Source organism: Micromonospora sp. NPDC048830, from assembly GCF_043198215.1.
In the GTDB taxonomy this organism is placed as follows: Bacteria; Actinomycetota; Actinomycetes; order Mycobacteriales; family Micromonosporaceae; genus Micromonospora.
In genome coordinates this window covers 216,675-230,885 of record NZ_JBICUP010000001.1, presented here as the reverse complement: position 1 = coordinate 230,885, position 14,211 = coordinate 216,675, and the positions used below count along the sequence as shown (strand labels likewise).

The 14,211-nt window shown below is 73.4% G+C and carries 15 protein-coding genes; 7 read left to right on the top strand and 8 right to left on the bottom strand.

The window, feature by feature from the left end; translation table 11 throughout:
- Positions 1 to 54: 54 nt before the first annotated feature.
- A complete protein-coding gene (locus ACGFIZ_RS01110; RefSeq protein WP_393414247.1) occupies positions 55 to 603 on the top strand; it encodes a hypothetical protein in 549 nt (182 codons plus the stop codon).
- Positions 604 to 623: 20 nt separating this feature from the next.
- Here the strand turns inward: ACGFIZ_RS01110 and ACGFIZ_RS01105 are convergent, their stop codons facing one another.
- Both ACGFIZ_RS01105 and ACGFIZ_RS01100 read right to left on the bottom strand, forming a co-directional pair.
- Positions 624 to 1,139, bottom strand: coding sequence for a Fic/DOC family protein (locus tag ACGFIZ_RS01105; RefSeq protein WP_393414244.1), 516 nt, complete (start codon positions 1,137 to 1,139; stop codon positions 624 to 626).
- Between the two features lie 49 nt (positions 1,140 to 1,188).
- Complete coding sequence (locus tag ACGFIZ_RS01100) at positions 1,189 to 1,779, bottom strand: Panacea domain-containing protein (protein WP_393414241.1); 591 nt, start codon at positions 1,777 to 1,779, stop codon at positions 1,189 to 1,191.
- Positions 1,780 to 2,026: 247 nt separating this feature from the next.
- On the opposite strand from ACGFIZ_RS01100, the gene ACGFIZ_RS01095 reads away from it, so the two are divergent.
- The 5 genes from ACGFIZ_RS01095 to ACGFIZ_RS01075 all read left to right on the top strand — a co-directional run bounded on the left by ACGFIZ_RS01095 (position 2,027) and on the right by ACGFIZ_RS01075 (position 4,673).
- Positions 2,027 to 2,281 carry a hypothetical protein gene (locus ACGFIZ_RS01095; protein ID WP_393414238.1) on the top strand — a complete coding sequence of 85 codons (255 nt, stop codon included), beginning with the start codon at positions 2,027 to 2,029 and terminating at the stop codon, positions 2,279 to 2,281.
- A complete protein-coding gene (locus ACGFIZ_RS01090; RefSeq protein ID WP_393414235.1) occupies positions 2,278 to 2,676 on the top strand; it encodes a type II toxin-antitoxin system VapC family toxin in 399 nt (132 codons plus the stop codon). The genes ACGFIZ_RS01095 and ACGFIZ_RS01090 overlap by 4 nt, the downstream gene beginning before the upstream one ends.
- A gap of 167 nt (positions 2,677 to 2,843) precedes the next feature.
- Positions 2,844 to 3,269, top strand: coding sequence for a CBS domain-containing protein (locus tag ACGFIZ_RS01085; RefSeq protein WP_347666410.1), 426 nt, complete (start codon positions 2,844 to 2,846; stop codon positions 3,267 to 3,269).
- Between the two features lie 69 nt (positions 3,270 to 3,338).
- Positions 3,339 to 3,767, top strand: coding sequence for a SufE family protein (locus tag ACGFIZ_RS01080; protein WP_393414231.1), 429 nt, complete (start codon positions 3,339 to 3,341; stop codon positions 3,765 to 3,767).
- Between the two features lie 270 nt (positions 3,768 to 4,037).
- Entirely contained in the window at positions 4,038 to 4,673 is a 636-nt protein-coding gene (locus tag ACGFIZ_RS01075) for a DsbA family protein (protein WP_393414228.1), read from the top strand.
- A gap of 68 nt (positions 4,674 to 4,741) precedes the next feature.
- Here the strand turns inward: ACGFIZ_RS01075 and ACGFIZ_RS01070 are convergent, their stop codons facing one another.
- The 4 genes from ACGFIZ_RS01070 to ACGFIZ_RS01055 all read right to left on the bottom strand — a co-directional run bounded on the left by ACGFIZ_RS01070 (position 4,742) and on the right by ACGFIZ_RS01055 (position 7,669).
- Positions 4,742 to 5,290: a YbaK/EbsC family protein gene (locus ACGFIZ_RS01070; RefSeq protein WP_347666440.1), complete on the bottom strand. Its 549-nt coding sequence runs from the start codon at positions 5,288 to 5,290 to the stop codon at positions 4,742 to 4,744.
- A gap of 173 nt (positions 5,291 to 5,463) precedes the next feature.
- Positions 5,464 to 5,658, bottom strand: coding sequence for a hypothetical protein (locus ACGFIZ_RS01065; protein WP_393414225.1), 195 nt, complete (start codon positions 5,656 to 5,658; stop codon positions 5,464 to 5,466).
- A 131-nt stretch (positions 5,659 to 5,789) separates the two neighbouring features.
- Positions 5,790 to 7,217, bottom strand: coding sequence for an MFS transporter (locus ACGFIZ_RS01060; RefSeq protein WP_393414222.1), 1,428 nt, complete (start codon positions 7,215 to 7,217; stop codon positions 5,790 to 5,792).
- A gap of 191 nt (positions 7,218 to 7,408) precedes the next feature.
- Complete coding sequence (locus ACGFIZ_RS01055; RefSeq protein WP_347666415.1) at positions 7,409 to 7,669, bottom strand: hypothetical protein; 261 nt, start codon at positions 7,667 to 7,669, stop codon at positions 7,409 to 7,411.
- A gap of 228 nt (positions 7,670 to 7,897) precedes the next feature.
- Here ACGFIZ_RS01055 and ACGFIZ_RS01050 point away from each other — a divergent pair, with 228 nt between their 5' ends.
- Complete coding sequence (locus ACGFIZ_RS01050; RefSeq protein ID WP_393414218.1) at positions 7,898 to 12,466, top strand: HAD-IC family P-type ATPase; 4,569 nt, start codon at positions 7,898 to 7,900, stop codon at positions 12,464 to 12,466.
- A gap of 127 nt (positions 12,467 to 12,593) precedes the next feature.
- Here the strand turns inward: ACGFIZ_RS01050 and ACGFIZ_RS01045 are convergent, their stop codons facing one another.
- Positions 12,594 to 13,013, bottom strand: coding sequence for a CBS domain-containing protein (locus ACGFIZ_RS01045; RefSeq protein ID WP_393414215.1), 420 nt, complete (start codon positions 13,011 to 13,013; stop codon positions 12,594 to 12,596).
- 206 nt (positions 13,014 to 13,219) lie between these two features.
- Positions 13,220 to 14,182, bottom strand: coding sequence for an L-threonylcarbamoyladenylate synthase (locus ACGFIZ_RS01040; protein WP_393414852.1), 963 nt, complete (start codon positions 14,180 to 14,182; stop codon positions 13,220 to 13,222).
- Positions 14,183 to 14,211 lie beyond the last annotated feature (29 nt).

Here is a 14,211-nt window from a genome sequence, read left to right as displayed (position 1 = left end):
GGTCGAGCCTGTGAAACCGCTGCGGGTTAAAGGTCTCGACCGGCGGCTGGTGCAGTGCTGCTGGAAGGCGAGGGTTACGTGCTGAGCAAAGTGGTAAAGGCGCTTTGCTTGATGGCAGTGGGCGCCATTCCCCCAGGAATCATCGCCGTCGCGCTGGCCCTGTCATTCAAAGGACCCTTATTGGTGCCAGAAACGGGGCCGGCGTGCCAAGCAACCGAAGAATCCTTCGCTGCTCGACTCGCAAAGGACCCCCTGATAACTCAGGTACCACCGAACATGACCCAGGTCTTTGCCGAACATGCTCAACCCTGCACTGGCATCGTTGACAGCGCTCACATCGGCGGCGCATATGCGATCTATGCATACCCCGAGCAAACACAAGCCCTATCGGATGTCTACGATTTCTACCGTCGGACCGGCCAGGCAAACGGCTGGCAGATGGTCAGCGTCAACCAACTGTGTGGCAGCAAGATGCTAGAGGGCAGGCCACTACGTTTTCTCCTGACAATAGACGGGTCGATGTGGGAAGGCCGACGCCCTGCCTACACCGTAGAGATCCAATACGAGGGTGTCGGCGTAACAGCGCCTTCCTGCGAGCCCTGACTCACAAGCGCCAGCAGTGCCTACCTACGCACAACCGGTCGGAGTGCCGCGACAAGCAGGCTGGTGTCCGTCGTCGTCAGATGGTTGCGGCAGGCTTCGATATTCTCCGCCTTGCTCAATTCCGACCAGTCCAGTTGGTATCCCGCTGCCGCACCGAGCTGGCGGAAGAACGCTCGCACGGTGCGACCGTTCCCTTCTCTGAACGGGTGACACACGTTCAACTCGCCGTAGTAATACGCGAGAGCCTCCACGAAAGACTCTTGATTGAATCCGACCAGATGCCCGTCACGCGCGAGGGAGCGAAGCACGGCGGACAGCTGATCCTCGATGAACCGCCAGTGGCAGAAAAGAACACCCTTGCTTATGTCGACGGTCCGCGTCTGCCCCGCCCAGGCGTAGACGTCACCAAACAACACCTTGTGGAATCGTTGGAGGTGCGCAAGGCCATAGTCCCCTGGGATGGTGGACCGGGCAATCTGCACGTCACGAACGGATACGAGGCGCGCCTCGACCTCGAACAGCAGACGGGAGTCCATGATCCCGAGCTTGTTCTGGAGGCAATCCGTGCCCGGCCAGCAGTAGGGATCAGGCACCCGTGATCCGGGAGATTTCTCGGGCGATCAGATCCTCCGGGCTCACGAGCCCCGCTGCGACGTCCCGGAGGTGATTCTCCCAGTCCTCGTCGAACTCCACGCCCTCAAGGGCCGCGCTCGCACTCGCCAGCGTCACAGCCGCTTCAGGCTCGGCGATCTGACGGGAATAATAGTCCCTCATGATATCGACACTTATGGCTGCATCCGAGGCGGCGGACTCGGGCAATGGGCCCCTCGCCGCCCGCCAGGGCAGCTCATTGTGCGTCATACGCGACAACTCGATCGCAGAGAACGGCCCATACTCTGCGACAACCCACTCGACTGAGGCCAGTTCGCTCTTGGTCAGGTTGGCGGACGACCCGAGGGGCCAGGAGTCCACGTTGTAGCGGCGACGATGCTGCTTGTAGAGGACCGGCACGACCGGCCCCTGCCGCCAAGCCTCGATGGTTTCATCGAAGATCGATGAGCCATGGCGAGCGAGGTGCCACCCCTGGCAGTAGTACACGAGCTTTTCCAGCTTCATTGCCGTCATGCTGCCGAGTCGTTCGATTACGGCAGCCGCAACATCATGCACTGTCGCCATGGGCACCTCCTTCGCTGCCGAGCCTAGCGGCGTCTGACGCGGGCCGCCGCAACGATGTCTGCGTGTTGTCGGTTGACCGAACCGTATCGGGCAACCTGAGGACTCACTAGTACAAGTGTACGACCATCAACGCTCCGTCGCTGGGAGCTGGCGGTCTACCCAGACCAGATCTTCCGTCGGTCAACAACCGATGAGCGGGCAAGAAATAGCCTGAGTACCCAAGCACCCGCGCATGCATAATGAATGCATGGTTGCCCTGCAGATCCGTGACGTGCCGGAGGAGGTACGGGACGCGCTGGCCGCCGAGGCCAAGGCGCGCGGCCAGTCGCTCCAGGCGTACCTGCTGGAGCTGGTGGAGACGCAGGCCCGCCGCCTGCGCAACACGGCGATCCTCGATCGTTTCGCCGGCCGGTCGGACGGGGCCCACTCCCTCCCGGGAGAAAGCGCGGGCAACCTGACCGATCAGCGGAAGCGGCGCGGGCCTCGGGGACATGCGGCGTGATCGTGGTAGATGCCTCGGTCCTGGCCGACGCCCTGGTCGATGACGGTCCGATCGGCGATGCGGCAAGAGCGGAGCTGACGGCAGACTCGCACTGGGCCGCCCCCGGCCACCTTCTGATCGAGGTCATGTCGGTGATCCGGGGCAAGGTCCTCGGCAACAAGCTGGGGCTCGCTCGGGCTCAGGAAGCCATCCAGACCCTGCCCTTGTTCGTCATCGACGAAATCAACACCACGACACTGCTCGACAGGATGTGGCAGTTGCGCGGCAATGTCAGCGCTTACGACGCGGCGTACGTCGCTGCGGCGGAAGCCCTGACCTGTCCGCTCGTGACCGGCGACGGGAGACTCGCCAAGGCGAGCGGTATCCGCTGCGAAATCCGCGCGATCGGAGCTTGATCCACTCCATGTCGGCGACATGGCGGCATCCCCGGCCCTCGGATACCGCCATGTCGCCGACATGGCCTCACGGCCGAGCCCCCCTGGCCGGGTGCGGTGCCCTGGTGTAGCGACGGCGTCACGGGGTACGGGTCTCCGAATCGGCGCAGGTGCATTCGGAGGCTCTCATGACCGGTTACCGGGTCAGCGACGTGATGACGAAGCAGGTGGTCTACCTGCCGGCGGAGACCACACTGGACGAGGCGGCCAGAGTGATGAAGGAGTCGGACATCGGCGACGTGGTGGTCACCGACGGGGCCAGCCTCGCCGGCATGTTGACCGATCGCGACATCGTGGTCCGGGCGGTGGCCGAGCGCAGCGACCCGGCCACCACCACCATCGGGTCGATCGTCACCCGGGAGGTGGTGATGATCGAGCAGCACTCGACCGCGGGGGAGGCCGCCGCGCTGATGCGCGAGCGCGCCATCCGCCGGGTCCTGGTCTGCGACGGCGACCGCAAACTCGTCGGCATCGTCTCCCTCGGCGACCTGGCGATGCGGCTGGACCCGGACTCGGCCCTGAGCGACATCAGCGAGAAGGCCCCGACCAGCTGAACCTCGCTGCCCCCTCCGCGACGGCTCGGGTGGCGGAGGGGGCAGCCCGGGCGGCGGTAGCCTGACGGCATGCCGGAGATGCCCAGCAAGCTGGCCGAGATCGTCGACGAGTTCGCCGCCGCGCCCCGCGACGTGGTGCTGGAGATGCTGCTGGAGTTCGCCGACGTCATCCCGCCACTGCCACCCGAGCTGGCCGGCCGGGAGGGCATGGAGCAGGTCGTCGAGTGTCAGACGCCGTTCTTCCTGCGCGCCCAGGTGACCCCGGACGGGACGGTCACCACTTGGTTCGACTGCCCCCCGGAGGCGCCCACCACCCGCGCGTTCGCCGGCATCCTCGCCGAGGGGCTGGCCGGGGCGAACGCCGAGCAGGTGCTCGCCGTGCCGGACGACCTCTACCACCGGATGGGGCTCGCGCAGGCGATCAGTCCGCTGCGGTTGCGAGGGGGCAGCGCCATCCTGGCCCGGCTCAAGCGCCAGGTCCGCGAGCAGGCAGGCTGAGGGACGGCGAGCAGGCAGACTGCGGGGCCGCGAGCTGGCAGGCTGCGGGACGGCAAGCAGGCCGGCTGCGGGACGGCAAGCAGGCCGGCTGCGGGACGGCAAGCAGGCCGGCTGCGGGACGGCAAGCAGGCAGGCTGCGGGTCCGGGAGGCCGCGCAGCCAGAAGCGCGGCGCAGCCGGGTGGCCAGCGCGTGCCAGCCACCGGGAACTGAGCCCGGCAGGCGCGTGACAGGCGGGAACAGAACCGTTGACCAGGAGGTTGTGGCCGGTCATGGAGATCGAGATCTACGCCGACGTGGTCTGCCCCTGGTGCTACATCGGCAAGCGCCGGCTGGAGCAGGCCCTCGCGTCGTACGACGGCGAGGTGACCGTCCGGTACCGCCCGTTCCAGCTCGACCCGTCGCCGGTGCCGGCGCCCCAGCCGTTGGTCGAGGGGATGGCCGCGAAGTTCGGCGGGCGGGAGCGGGCCGAGCAGATGTTCGCCCACGTAACCCGCGTCGCCGCGGACTCCGGGCTGCGGCTGGACTTCGACCGGGCGGTCATGGCCAACACGTTCGACGCCCACCGGCTCGTCCGGTACGCCACCGAGCGGGGGCCCGCCGCCGAGACGGTGGACGCCCTGTACAAGGCCCACTTCACCGACGGCGTGAACGTGGGGTCGCGCGAGGCGCTGGCCCGGATCGCCGCCGAGGTCGGCCTCGACGAGGCCGAGGCGCGTGCCTACCTCGACTCGGCGGAGGGGGTGCTGGAGGTCGCCGCCGACCTGGCCGCGGCCCGGGAAATCGGGATCACGAGCGTCCCGACGTTCGTGCTGGCCGGCAAGTACGCGGTCGCGGGCGCGCAGGAGCCGGAGACGCTGCTGGCCGCGCTGGCCGAGGTCGGGCATCGAGAGTCGACCGCCGGCTGATCGCGCCGGCCACCCCGGGGCGGCCGGCGCGATGTTTCACGTGCAACAGCATCGATCAATACAATTGCCTAGACCGGCCTGGCCAGGTCCTCCACCACGCGGGCGCCGGGGAGCGCGCCGAGCGCCGGCCCGGGCAGGGCGATCTTGCTGTGCCGTACGCCGGAGCCGACGATCACGTGCGGGGTGGCGATCACCCGCGCGTCGACCAGGATCGGCCAGTCCTCGGGCAGCCCGATCGGCGTGATCCCGCCGTACTCCATGCCGGTCAGTTCGACCGCGTCGGCCATCGGCGCGAAGCTCGCCTTGCGGACGTCCAACGTCCGGCGGGCCACCCCGTTGACGTCGACGCGGGTGGTGGCGAGCACGATGCAGGCCGCGTACCGGATCTCGCCCTCCCGCTTGCCGGCGACCACCACACAGTTGGCCGACACGTCCAGCCCCACCTCGTACGCGGCGCAGAACGCGGCCGTGTCGGCCAGCTCCGCGTCGATCGGCGCGACGAGCACGTCGTCGACATGCACGGGCGCGTCGACGGGCCACTGCCCGATCGCGGCGGCGACCGGCGGCGCCAGCAGGTCGAGTCGGGTCCGGGCGGGCTCGGTCTTCAGCGTCCCCATCACGGGTGCGATCCTCGCACCAGCGCAGGTCGGCCGCTCGCGGGAGGCCCCGAAGTCCAACGGTCGGGCTCAGGAGCCGGGCTCGACGGTCGGGCTCAGGAGCCGGGCTCAGGAGCCGGGCTCAGCAGCCGGGCTCAGGAGCCGGGCTCAGGAGCCGGGCTCAGCAGCCGGGCTCAGCCGTTGGTGACGAACGGGTTCGCCCGGGTGAACGACCGGTCGTCGGCGGCGGCGCTGCGCTCGTCGTGCAGCATCTGGGCGCGACGGACCTCCAGGTCCTCGCAGGCGTGCCGGACGGCGATCCGGATCACCCCGTAGAGGAAGACGAAACCGAAGACGTACAGCATGACGGTGGTGACGAAGACGAACATGGCGTCACCGTAGGCCGAACATGAACGGGGAAACTTTTCACTTCCGGCCGGTTCCCCCGTACGAGTCGGCGAGGCGGTCCGTCCCCGGCGCGGACCACGGCCGCCGTGGTGTGGGCACCGTGGCCGGCCCGTCAGGCCACGCCGCCCCGTACACGGGCCGGCAGTACCCGGCCGGCGAGCAGGACGCCGACGGCGGCCAGGCCGGCCGCGAGCGCGAGGGTCGCCGTGTAGCTGCCCGGGCCCGGGGCCGACCCGATCGCGAGCACCGCGCCGACCAACGCCAGCACGGTCGCGGCGAACAGCGAGTCGCACAGTTGCAGGGAGGAGCTGTTGCGTCCCTGCTCGCCGGGCGCCGACAGCTCCAGGGTGAGCGTCGACAGGGACGGGTACAGCATCCCCATGCCGAACCCGGCGACGGCCCAGCCGAGCACCCCGACCGGCACCGCCACCTCCGGCCGCACCGCGAGGGCCACCACGGCGGTCCCGACGGCGACGCAGGCCAGCCCGGCACGCACCAGTGTCGCGGCCGAGCGGGGTGCGGGCGGCCAGCGTCGGCCGTCCTTCGGGACGGAGCCGGGGGCGGGCAGCCGACCCTGGAGCCAGGACCCGGCCGCCCAGGAGAGCGCGCCGACGGTGAGCACCACGCCCGCGGCCGTCGGGGAGAGCCCGCGCTCCCGGGAGAGCATCAGCGGGATCACCACCTCCGCGCCGGCGAACGCGGCGGACGCCAGCCCGCGCAGCCCGACCACCGTCGGCAGGCCCCGGCCGGCCCGCAGGAAACCGGCCGGCAGCAGGCGCGGGGCGCAGCCCAGCAGCCCGGCCAGGGCCGCCCCGACCAGGCCGACCGCGAGCGCGCCGCGCTGCTGCCCCCCGTAGTGCAGCAGAGCGGCGCTCGCGCCCGCCCCGCAGGCCCAGCCGATCCGGGCCGCCGCGCCCGCCGGCAGCCGGACCCCGACGGGCGGGTCGACGGTCCGCAGCCCGGGCTGGATCAGCAGCACCGCCGGGACGGTCAGCGCCGGCACCGCCAGGAAGACCCAGCGCCAACCGAGGTGTTCGACGACCAGCCCGGCCAGCGCCGGGCCGACCAGCGACGGTACGACCCACGCCGCCGCGAAGGCGGCGAAGATCCGGCGGTGCAGCGCCTCCGGGTACACCCGTCCCACCACGACGTACAGCGCCACCGACAGCAGGCCCGAGCCGAACCCCTGGACCACCCGGCCGAGCACGAGCATGCCCATCGTCGACGCCGTCCCGGCGACGACCAGCCCGGCCACGAACCAGCCCACCCCGTGCCACACCGGCGGCCGGGGGCCCCGCACGTCGCACCAGATGCCGGAGACCACCATGGCGAGCACGCCCGACGCGAACGCCCCGCCGAAGGCGAGCCCGTACAGCGCCAGCCCGTCGAGGCCACGCGCGACGGTGGGCATCGCGGTGCCGACCGCCAGCGCCTCGAAGGCCAGCAACGAGACCAGGGCCACCACGCCGACCGTCATGGCCCGCAGCCGCGGCGCGAACAGGTGCTCCGGCGCGGCCTGGGGCGCGACGGCGGAGGTCACCGGCGACCGGCCGTATGGGACGCCCAGGCCGGACCCGGCCCGTGGACGTCCCGACGGGGGCGGTCGCCGCGGGGCCGCGGTTCCTGGCTCGCGGTCTCGGACCTCAGCAGTTCGATCGGCATGCACCCAGCCTGCAACCTGAACCCGGATTGAGGTCAACTCCCAGAGGTGAACGGGGCTCGGCCGGGCCGTCAGGCCGACTGCAGCGCGTCCCCGAGTCCCCTGGCCAGCCCGGAGAGGTGCTGGTCGGCGAGCAGGTGGCCGGCGGTGATGACCAGGGCCATCGGCCACTCGATGACCCCGACGGCGGCGAGCACCCCGAGCCCGGCGTAGTAGGCGACCTTGTCGGGCGGGGGCACGGCCACCTCACCCAGCACCGGCACCTCGACGCGACGGGAGTACGTCTTGATCATCTCGCGTGCGTCGCTGAGGTTTCGCGTGATCACGCTCATTCCGGCCTCCCCGATTCGTCCGCGCTGTCGATGACGTCGTCCGGGTTCCACCGCTGGCCGCGTACATGCCCCGCCGCCGGCGGAAAGTTCCCCCACACAGGAGGCATAACGGACGCCCGCCCGGGAAGGCAGGCCGCCGGGACCGAGCGTGGGAGGCGAGATGGCGTACGGCGGGAGCAACGGCGGCAGCGGGGAGCCTGGCCGGCGACGCCCCGGCCGTACCGCTCGATGACCCTGCTGGGCCGGATGGCCGGACGCCTGCTGCCGTCGGTGGCGGTGCCGCACCTGGCCGGTGAGGCGTCCCGGGCCGTCCCGCGCCTCCTCGGGGACGCGTCGCGTACCGCCGGCTCGGCCGCCACCCGGCTGGCCCACGCGGCGGGGCTGACCCGGCGCCGGGTGAGATCCCGGGACGGCCGGCACCACATCGAGGTGCACGGCGTCTGCCAGCAGGGCGGGGACCAGCTGGCGCGCCAGGTGGAGGCGGCGCTGGAACGGATGCCCGGCGTGGCGTGGGCCCGGGTGAACGCCCCTTCCGGCCGCGTGGTGGTGGCCGTCGAACCGCCGGAGCCGAGGCTGCGCGACCTGATCGCCACCGTCGCCCGGGCCGAACAGACCTGCGAGCACGAGCCGAACCCGGAGATCCCGCCCCCGCACCCGCCCGAGGAGGGACCACGCACCCCGCGTACCCTCGGCGGGCTCGCCTCGGACGCGCTCGGCCTGACCATCTCCGCGGCGATGCGCATCCTGCCGTTGACCCCCGTGCCGGGGGAGGTGGCCGGGCTGCTCGGCGCCGTCGACCTGCACCCGAAGCTGCACGCCCTGGCCGACCGGGGGCTGCGCGCCGATCCCCGCGCCGACGTGCTGTTCCCCCTCGCCGAGGCGGTCGTGCAGGGGCTGACCGGCGGCTGGGCCGGGATCGTGCTGGACGGCGCGCAGCGCGTCGTGCAGTGGGGCGAGGCGCACGCCCAGCTCGCGGCCTGGACGAAGGCCGAGCCCCGGCTCACGGGCGACCCGGACCGGGCAGTCGCGCGCGCCCCGGCGGCCACCCGCGTGGTCCCGAAGCCGGACGGCCCGACCGAGCGGTACGCCACCCGGGTCCTCCCGGCGGGCGCGGCGGCCGGCGCGGCGGCGATCCCCGTGGTGGGCGCGAAACGGGCCGCCTCCGTGGCGTTGTCCAGCCTGCCCAAGGCCCCGGGCAGCGGCCGCGAGGGGTACGCCGCCCAGCTCGGCCGGATGCTCGCCAGGCGCGGCGTCGTCGCCATGGACCGCAGGGTGCTACGGGAGCTGGACCGGATCGACACGGTGGTGCTGGACGCGGCGGTCCTCGGCTCCGAGCGGGGCGTGCTCGCCGACCTGGCCCCGCTGGCCGGGGCGGACACCGGGCAGGTGGCGGGCCGTGCCTTCGCGCTGTTCGACCCGGACGCCCCCGACCGGGTGCACCGGGCCGACGGGTGGCAGCTGGGCCCGCTGGACGAGATCGACGCCACCGACCCGGGCGACACCCCGGACAGCCGGCGGCTGCGCGAGGGCGACGGCCTGCTGCTCGGCCTCGCCGACGACGACACCCTGGTCGCCCTGCTGCGGGTGGAGCCGGAGCCCGCCCCGGGGGTCGACGCCCTGCCGGCCGCCGCCCGGCGCGCCGGACTACGCCTGGTGGTGGCCGGCGACGACGACCGCCGGTACGGCTTCGCCGACGCCGTGCTGCCCGGCGGCCCCCGGCTCGCCCAGACCGTACGGCAGTTGCAGCGCCAGGGCGCCGTCGTGATGCTGCTCTCCGCCGACCGGGCGGCGCTCGGCGCGTCCGACTGCGGGTTGGGGCTGGCCGGACCGGAGGACCTGCCGCCCTGGGGGGCGCACCTGCTCGTCGGCACCGACCTGCGGGTCCCCGCCCTGATCATCGAGGCGGCCGGGGTGGCCCGCCGGATGACCGCCCAGAACATCCGGCTGTCGATGGCCGGGACCGGCCTGGGGGCGCTCAACGCGTTCACCGCGCCCCCGCACCTGCTCCCCGGACGGACGCTGGCCGCGGTCAACGGGGCCGCCGCCCTCGCCTTCCTGCACGGGGTGTGGCGCGCCGGCCGGCTGCCCCACCACGCCGAGTCACCGGCGCCGGCGGTCACCGCGTGGCACCTGATGCCGGCCGACGCGGTGCTCCGCCGGCTCGGCTCCGACGCCGACGGGCTCGATTCGGCCGAGGCGGAACGCCGCCACGGCGGCGACACTGCGGTCGCGCCCGGATCGGCCGGCCTGCTCCGGGCGTTCGTCGACGAGCTGGCCAACCCGCTCACGCCGGTGCTCGCCGCCGGGGCGGTGCTCTCCGCTAGCTTCGGCTCCCTCGTCGACGCCGCCCTCGTCGGCGGGGTGGTGACCGGCTCGGCACTGATCGGGGCGGTGCACCAGCGCAACACCGAACGGTCGCTGGCCGAGCTGCTGTCCCGCTCGGCGGTCACCGCCCTGGTCCGCCGGGACGGGCGGGAGCGGACGGTGGCCGCCGAGGACCTGGTGCCGGGGGACGTGATCGTGCTCGGCCCCGGGGACGCCGTACCGGCGGACTGCCGCGTGCTCACCGCGGACGGGCTGGAGACGGACGAGTCGTCGCTGACCGGCGAGTCGCTGCCGGTGGGCAAGACCAGCGAGCCGGTGGTCGCCGCCGCGGTCGCCGACCGGCACTCCATGGTGTACGAGGGCACCACGATCGCCGCCGGACACGGCACCGCCGTGGTGGTCGCCACCGGCACCGAGACCGAGGCCGGCCGCAGCCTGGCCATGGCCCGGCAGGCGCCCCCGCGTGGCGGGGTGGAGGCCCGGCTCGGCAGGCTGACCAACGCCGCGATCCCACTGGCCGCCGGGTCGGCCGTGGCGGTGGCCGGAGCGGGCCTGCTGCGCGGCGTACCGCTGGCGGAGACCGCGGCGACCGCCGCGAACCTGGCGGTGGCGTCCGTGCCGGAGGGGCTGCCGTTCCTGGTCAGCGCCGCCCAACTGGCGGCGGCCCGGCGGCTGGCCGAGCACGGCGCGCTGGTCCGCAACCCGCGCACCATCGAGGCGCTGGGCCGGGTGGACGTGCTCTGCTTCGACAAGACCGGCACGCTCACCGAGGGACAGCTCCGGCTCGCCGGCGTCGGTGATTCCACCGGCACCCGGTACGCCGGCCCGGAGGAGCTGGACGGGCCGCCACGGCTGACCCTCGCCGCGGCACTGCGCGCCACCCCGGCGGCGGACGACCCGGACGAGCTGCCGCAACAGACGGACCGGGCGGTCCGCCGGGGCGCCCTGGCCGCCGGGATCGACGAGCAGGTGGGCGCGGACGGGTGGCGCGCGGTGGGTGGCCTACCGTTCGAGCCGTCCCGGGGCTACCACGCCACAACCGGGCGGCCCCGGAACGGGCTGCTGCTCAGCGTCAAGGGCGCGCCGGAGACGGTGGTTCCCCGCTGCGCCGCCCGGCGCGGGGTCGACGGCCGCGACGAGCCGCTGGACGACGCAGGCCGCGACGAGCTGCACCGGATGCTCGCCGACCGGGCGAGGGCCGGACACCGCATCCTGGCCGTCGCCGAGCGCCCCGTGAGCGGGGCAACGGTGGCCGACGACGAGGTCACCGGGCTGGTCTTCGTCGGCTTCCTGGCGCTCGCCGACGGCGTACGCGAGTCCGCCGCGCCCGCCGTCCGCCGGATCCGGCAGGCCGGCGTGCACACCATCATGATCACCGGTGACCACCCGGCGACGGCCGAGGCGATCGCCGCCACCATCAGCCCCGACGACGGCCAGCGGGTGGCCACCGCCACCGAACTGGACCGCCTCGACGACGACGCGCTCGCCGATCGGCTGGCCCGTACCGACGTGGTGGCCCGCTGCACCCCCGCCCACAAGGTCCGGATCATCCAGGCGTTGCAGAAGGTCGGGCGCACGGTGGCCATGACCGGGGACGGGGCCAACGACGCCCCGGCGATCCGGCTGGCCGACGTCGGCATCGCCCTCGGCCAGCGGGGCACCCCGGCCGCCCGCGCCGCCGCCGACCTGGTGGTGACCGACGATCGGCTGGAGACCATCATCGCGACGCTCGTCGAGGGGCGGGCCATGTGGTCGTCCGTCCGGCACGCGCTGAGCATCCTGGTCGGCGGCAACCTCGGCGAGATCGCGTTCAGCGTGCTGAGCGCGGCCGCCACCGGCCGGTCCGCGCTCACCGGGCGGCAACTGCTCCTGGTCAACCTGCTCACCGACCTCGCCCCGGCGCTGGCCATCGCGATCCGGCCGCCCGCCTCCGACCACATGGACGACCTGCTGCGGGAGGGCCCGGACACCTCGCTCGGCGAGTCGCTAACCCGGGAGATCGGGCTGCGGGCGGCGTCCACCACGCTGGGCGCGACGGCGGGCTGGACGCTCGCCCGATACACCGGCAGCCGGCCGCGCCGCGCCGGTACGATCGCGCTCGCCTCGCTCGTCGGCACCCAGCTCGGGCAGACCGTCCTGGCCGGCGGGACCAGCCCGGCCGTGCTCGCCTCCACGGCCGCGTCGATCGGGGTGCTGGCCGCCGTGGTGCAGACGCCCGGGGTGAGCCAGTTCTTCGGCTGCACCCCGCTCGGGCCCGTCGGCTGGGGCATCGCCACCGGGTCGGCGCTCGGCGCCACGTTCGCCAACGGCGCCCTCACCCGCCTCCTGGAGCGCCTGCCGCCGCCCGGCGGCAAGGAAGCGCCCGGCGGCAGGGAAGCGCCCGGCGGCAGGGAAGGGCCCGGCGGCAGGGAAGGGCTCCCCGTTCCTCCGGCACCTCCTGACCCGCCGCATGCGCCCGCTGATCCCGGGTAACGCCTCACCCGGAGGTGGGAAAGTTGACGGAGCAGCCCGGTGTCACGTTCATCGGCACCGCCACCACCGTGCTGCGGCTCGGGCGCGCGCCTCCTGGCGGTCAGATGCGCGCGCCCTTGTTCCGCCGTCAGGAGCGTTCCGAGATCGCCTCGATCAGGTCGCCCACCGGCCGCTCCGGCAGTGACCGGGCCACGTCGGCGACGGCCACGATCCCGACCAGCTCGTGCCCGTCGATCACCGGCAGCCGGCGTACCTTGTGCTCGCCCATGGTGCGCAGGATCTCCGCGGCGTCGTCGTCCGCGCCGATGGTCACCGCCTCGCCCTGGGCGAGTTCGCCCGCCGTCACATGCGCCGGGTCCCGGCCCTCGGCCAGCACCTTCACCACGATGTCACGGTCGGTCAGCATGCCCTTGAGCCGGTTGTCGTCGCCGCAGATCGGGAGCGAGCCGACCCCCAGCCGGGCCATCTGCCGGGCGGCGGTCCGCAGGTCGTCCTGTTCGCGTACGCAGGCCACGTCGCTCGTCATGATGTCGCGCGCGGTCGGCATTGGCATCACACCTCACTTCCGGGGGTTTGTTGCCGTTCCTCCTACCCCGACCCCGGCTTCCCATGCGCGCCCCGGCCCGCCCGGCGCCCGCCGGCCAGCGCTCCGTCCGGCCGGCGTGGTCCGTCCGGCCGGCGTGGTCCGTCCGGCCGGCGTGGTCCGTCCGGCCGGCGTCAGCCCTCGTGCGGCGCCGCCCCGAGCCGGCGTCGTCAGCCCTGACGCCAGGTGGCCGCCGCCCGGCCCAGCCGGTCGTTGACCGCCCGCCCCACCCCGACGTCCGGTACCCGCTCGGCCACGATCTCGGTCACCCCGGCCGCGTCCAGCCGGTGCAGGGCGTCGAACAGCCGGGCCGCGGCCACCGTCAGGTCACCCTCCGGCGAGAGCACCTCGACCGCCGCCCAGGCACCGCCCGCCGGCCGCTCCCGGAAGGCCAGCACGCCCCGTCGGCCGCCGTCGCCGGCCGCCGACTCCGCCTTCTCGACCACCCGCAGCGGGGTACGCGGGGCGTAGTGCGCCGCCAGCGTGCCGGGCGCCACCGGCTGGCCCGAACTACCCGGCCGTACGGCCACCGGACCGACTGCCTCGACCAGGGCCTCCACCGGCAGCGCGCCCAGCCGGAGCACCACCGGCTGCCCCTCCCGGGCGTCGACGATCGTCGACTCGATGCCGCACCGGGTCGGCCCGCCGTCGAGCACCACGTCGACCGCCGCACCCAGCCCGGCCACCACGTGCTCGGCGCGGGTGGGGCTCAACTGACCGAACCGGTTGGCGCTGGGCGCCGCCACCGGCACCCCGGCCGCGGCGATCAGCGCCCGCGCGGACGGCTCGTCCGGCACCCGTACGGCCATCGTCTCCAGCCCCGACGTGACGATGTGCGGGATCGCGGCGGGACGGTCCACGATCAACGTCAGCGGCCCCGGCCAGAACCGCGCGGCCAACTCGGCGACCGCCGGAGGCACCGCCCCCACCAGGGAAGCCAGGTCGGCCGCGTCGGCCAGATGCGTGATCAGCGGGTCGAAGCTCGGCCGCTGCTTCGCCGCGAAGATCCGGGCCGCCGCGTGGGCGTCCAGGGCATTGGCACCCAGCCCGTAGACGGTCTCGGTGGGAAACGCGACGAGCCCTCCCGCGCGCAGGACGGAGGCGGCTTCGGCGATGCCGCCGTCGACGGGCAGGACGCGCGGGGTTCCGGTGGTGCTCACGC

Bases quoted from the DNA above. Each gene is read 5' to 3' on its own strand.
- ACGFIZ_RS01045 (WP_393414215.1), bottom strand. From the start codon at position 13,013: ATGCCGACCGCGCGCGACATCATGACGAGCGACGTGGCCTGCGTACGC.
- ACGFIZ_RS01070 (WP_347666440.1), bottom strand. From the start codon at position 5,290: ATGGGGACGCTGAAGACCGAGCCCGCCCGGACCCGACTCGACCTGCTG.
- ACGFIZ_RS01105 (WP_393414244.1), bottom strand. From the start codon at position 1,139: ATGGACTCCCGTCTGCTGTTCGAGGTCGAGGCGCGCCTCGTATCCGTT.
- ACGFIZ_RS01075 (WP_393414228.1), top strand. From the start codon at position 4,038: ATGGAGATCGAGATCTACGCCGACGTGGTCTGCCCCTGGTGCTACATC.
- ACGFIZ_RS01085 (WP_347666410.1), top strand. From the start codon at position 2,844: ATGACCGGTTACCGGGTCAGCGACGTGATGACGAAGCAGGTGGTCTAC.
- ACGFIZ_RS01080 (WP_393414231.1), top strand. From the start codon at position 3,339: ATGCCGGAGATGCCCAGCAAGCTGGCCGAGATCGTCGACGAGTTCGCC.
- ACGFIZ_RS01065 (WP_393414225.1), bottom strand. From the start codon at position 5,658: ATGTTCGTCTTCGTCACCACCGTCATGCTGTACGTCTTCGGTTTCGTC.
- ACGFIZ_RS01050 (WP_393414218.1), top strand. From the start codon at position 7,898: ATGACCCTGCTGGGCCGGATGGCCGGACGCCTGCTGCCGTCGGTGGCG.
- ACGFIZ_RS01055 (WP_347666415.1), bottom strand. From the start codon at position 7,669: ATGAGCGTGATCACGCGAAACCTCAGCGACGCACGCGAGATGATCAAG.
- ACGFIZ_RS01095 (WP_393414238.1), top strand. From the start codon at position 2,027: ATGGTTGCCCTGCAGATCCGTGACGTGCCGGAGGAGGTACGGGACGCG.
- ACGFIZ_RS01100 (WP_393414241.1), bottom strand. From the start codon at position 1,779: ATGGCGACAGTGCATGATGTTGCGGCTGCCGTAATCGAACGACTCGGC.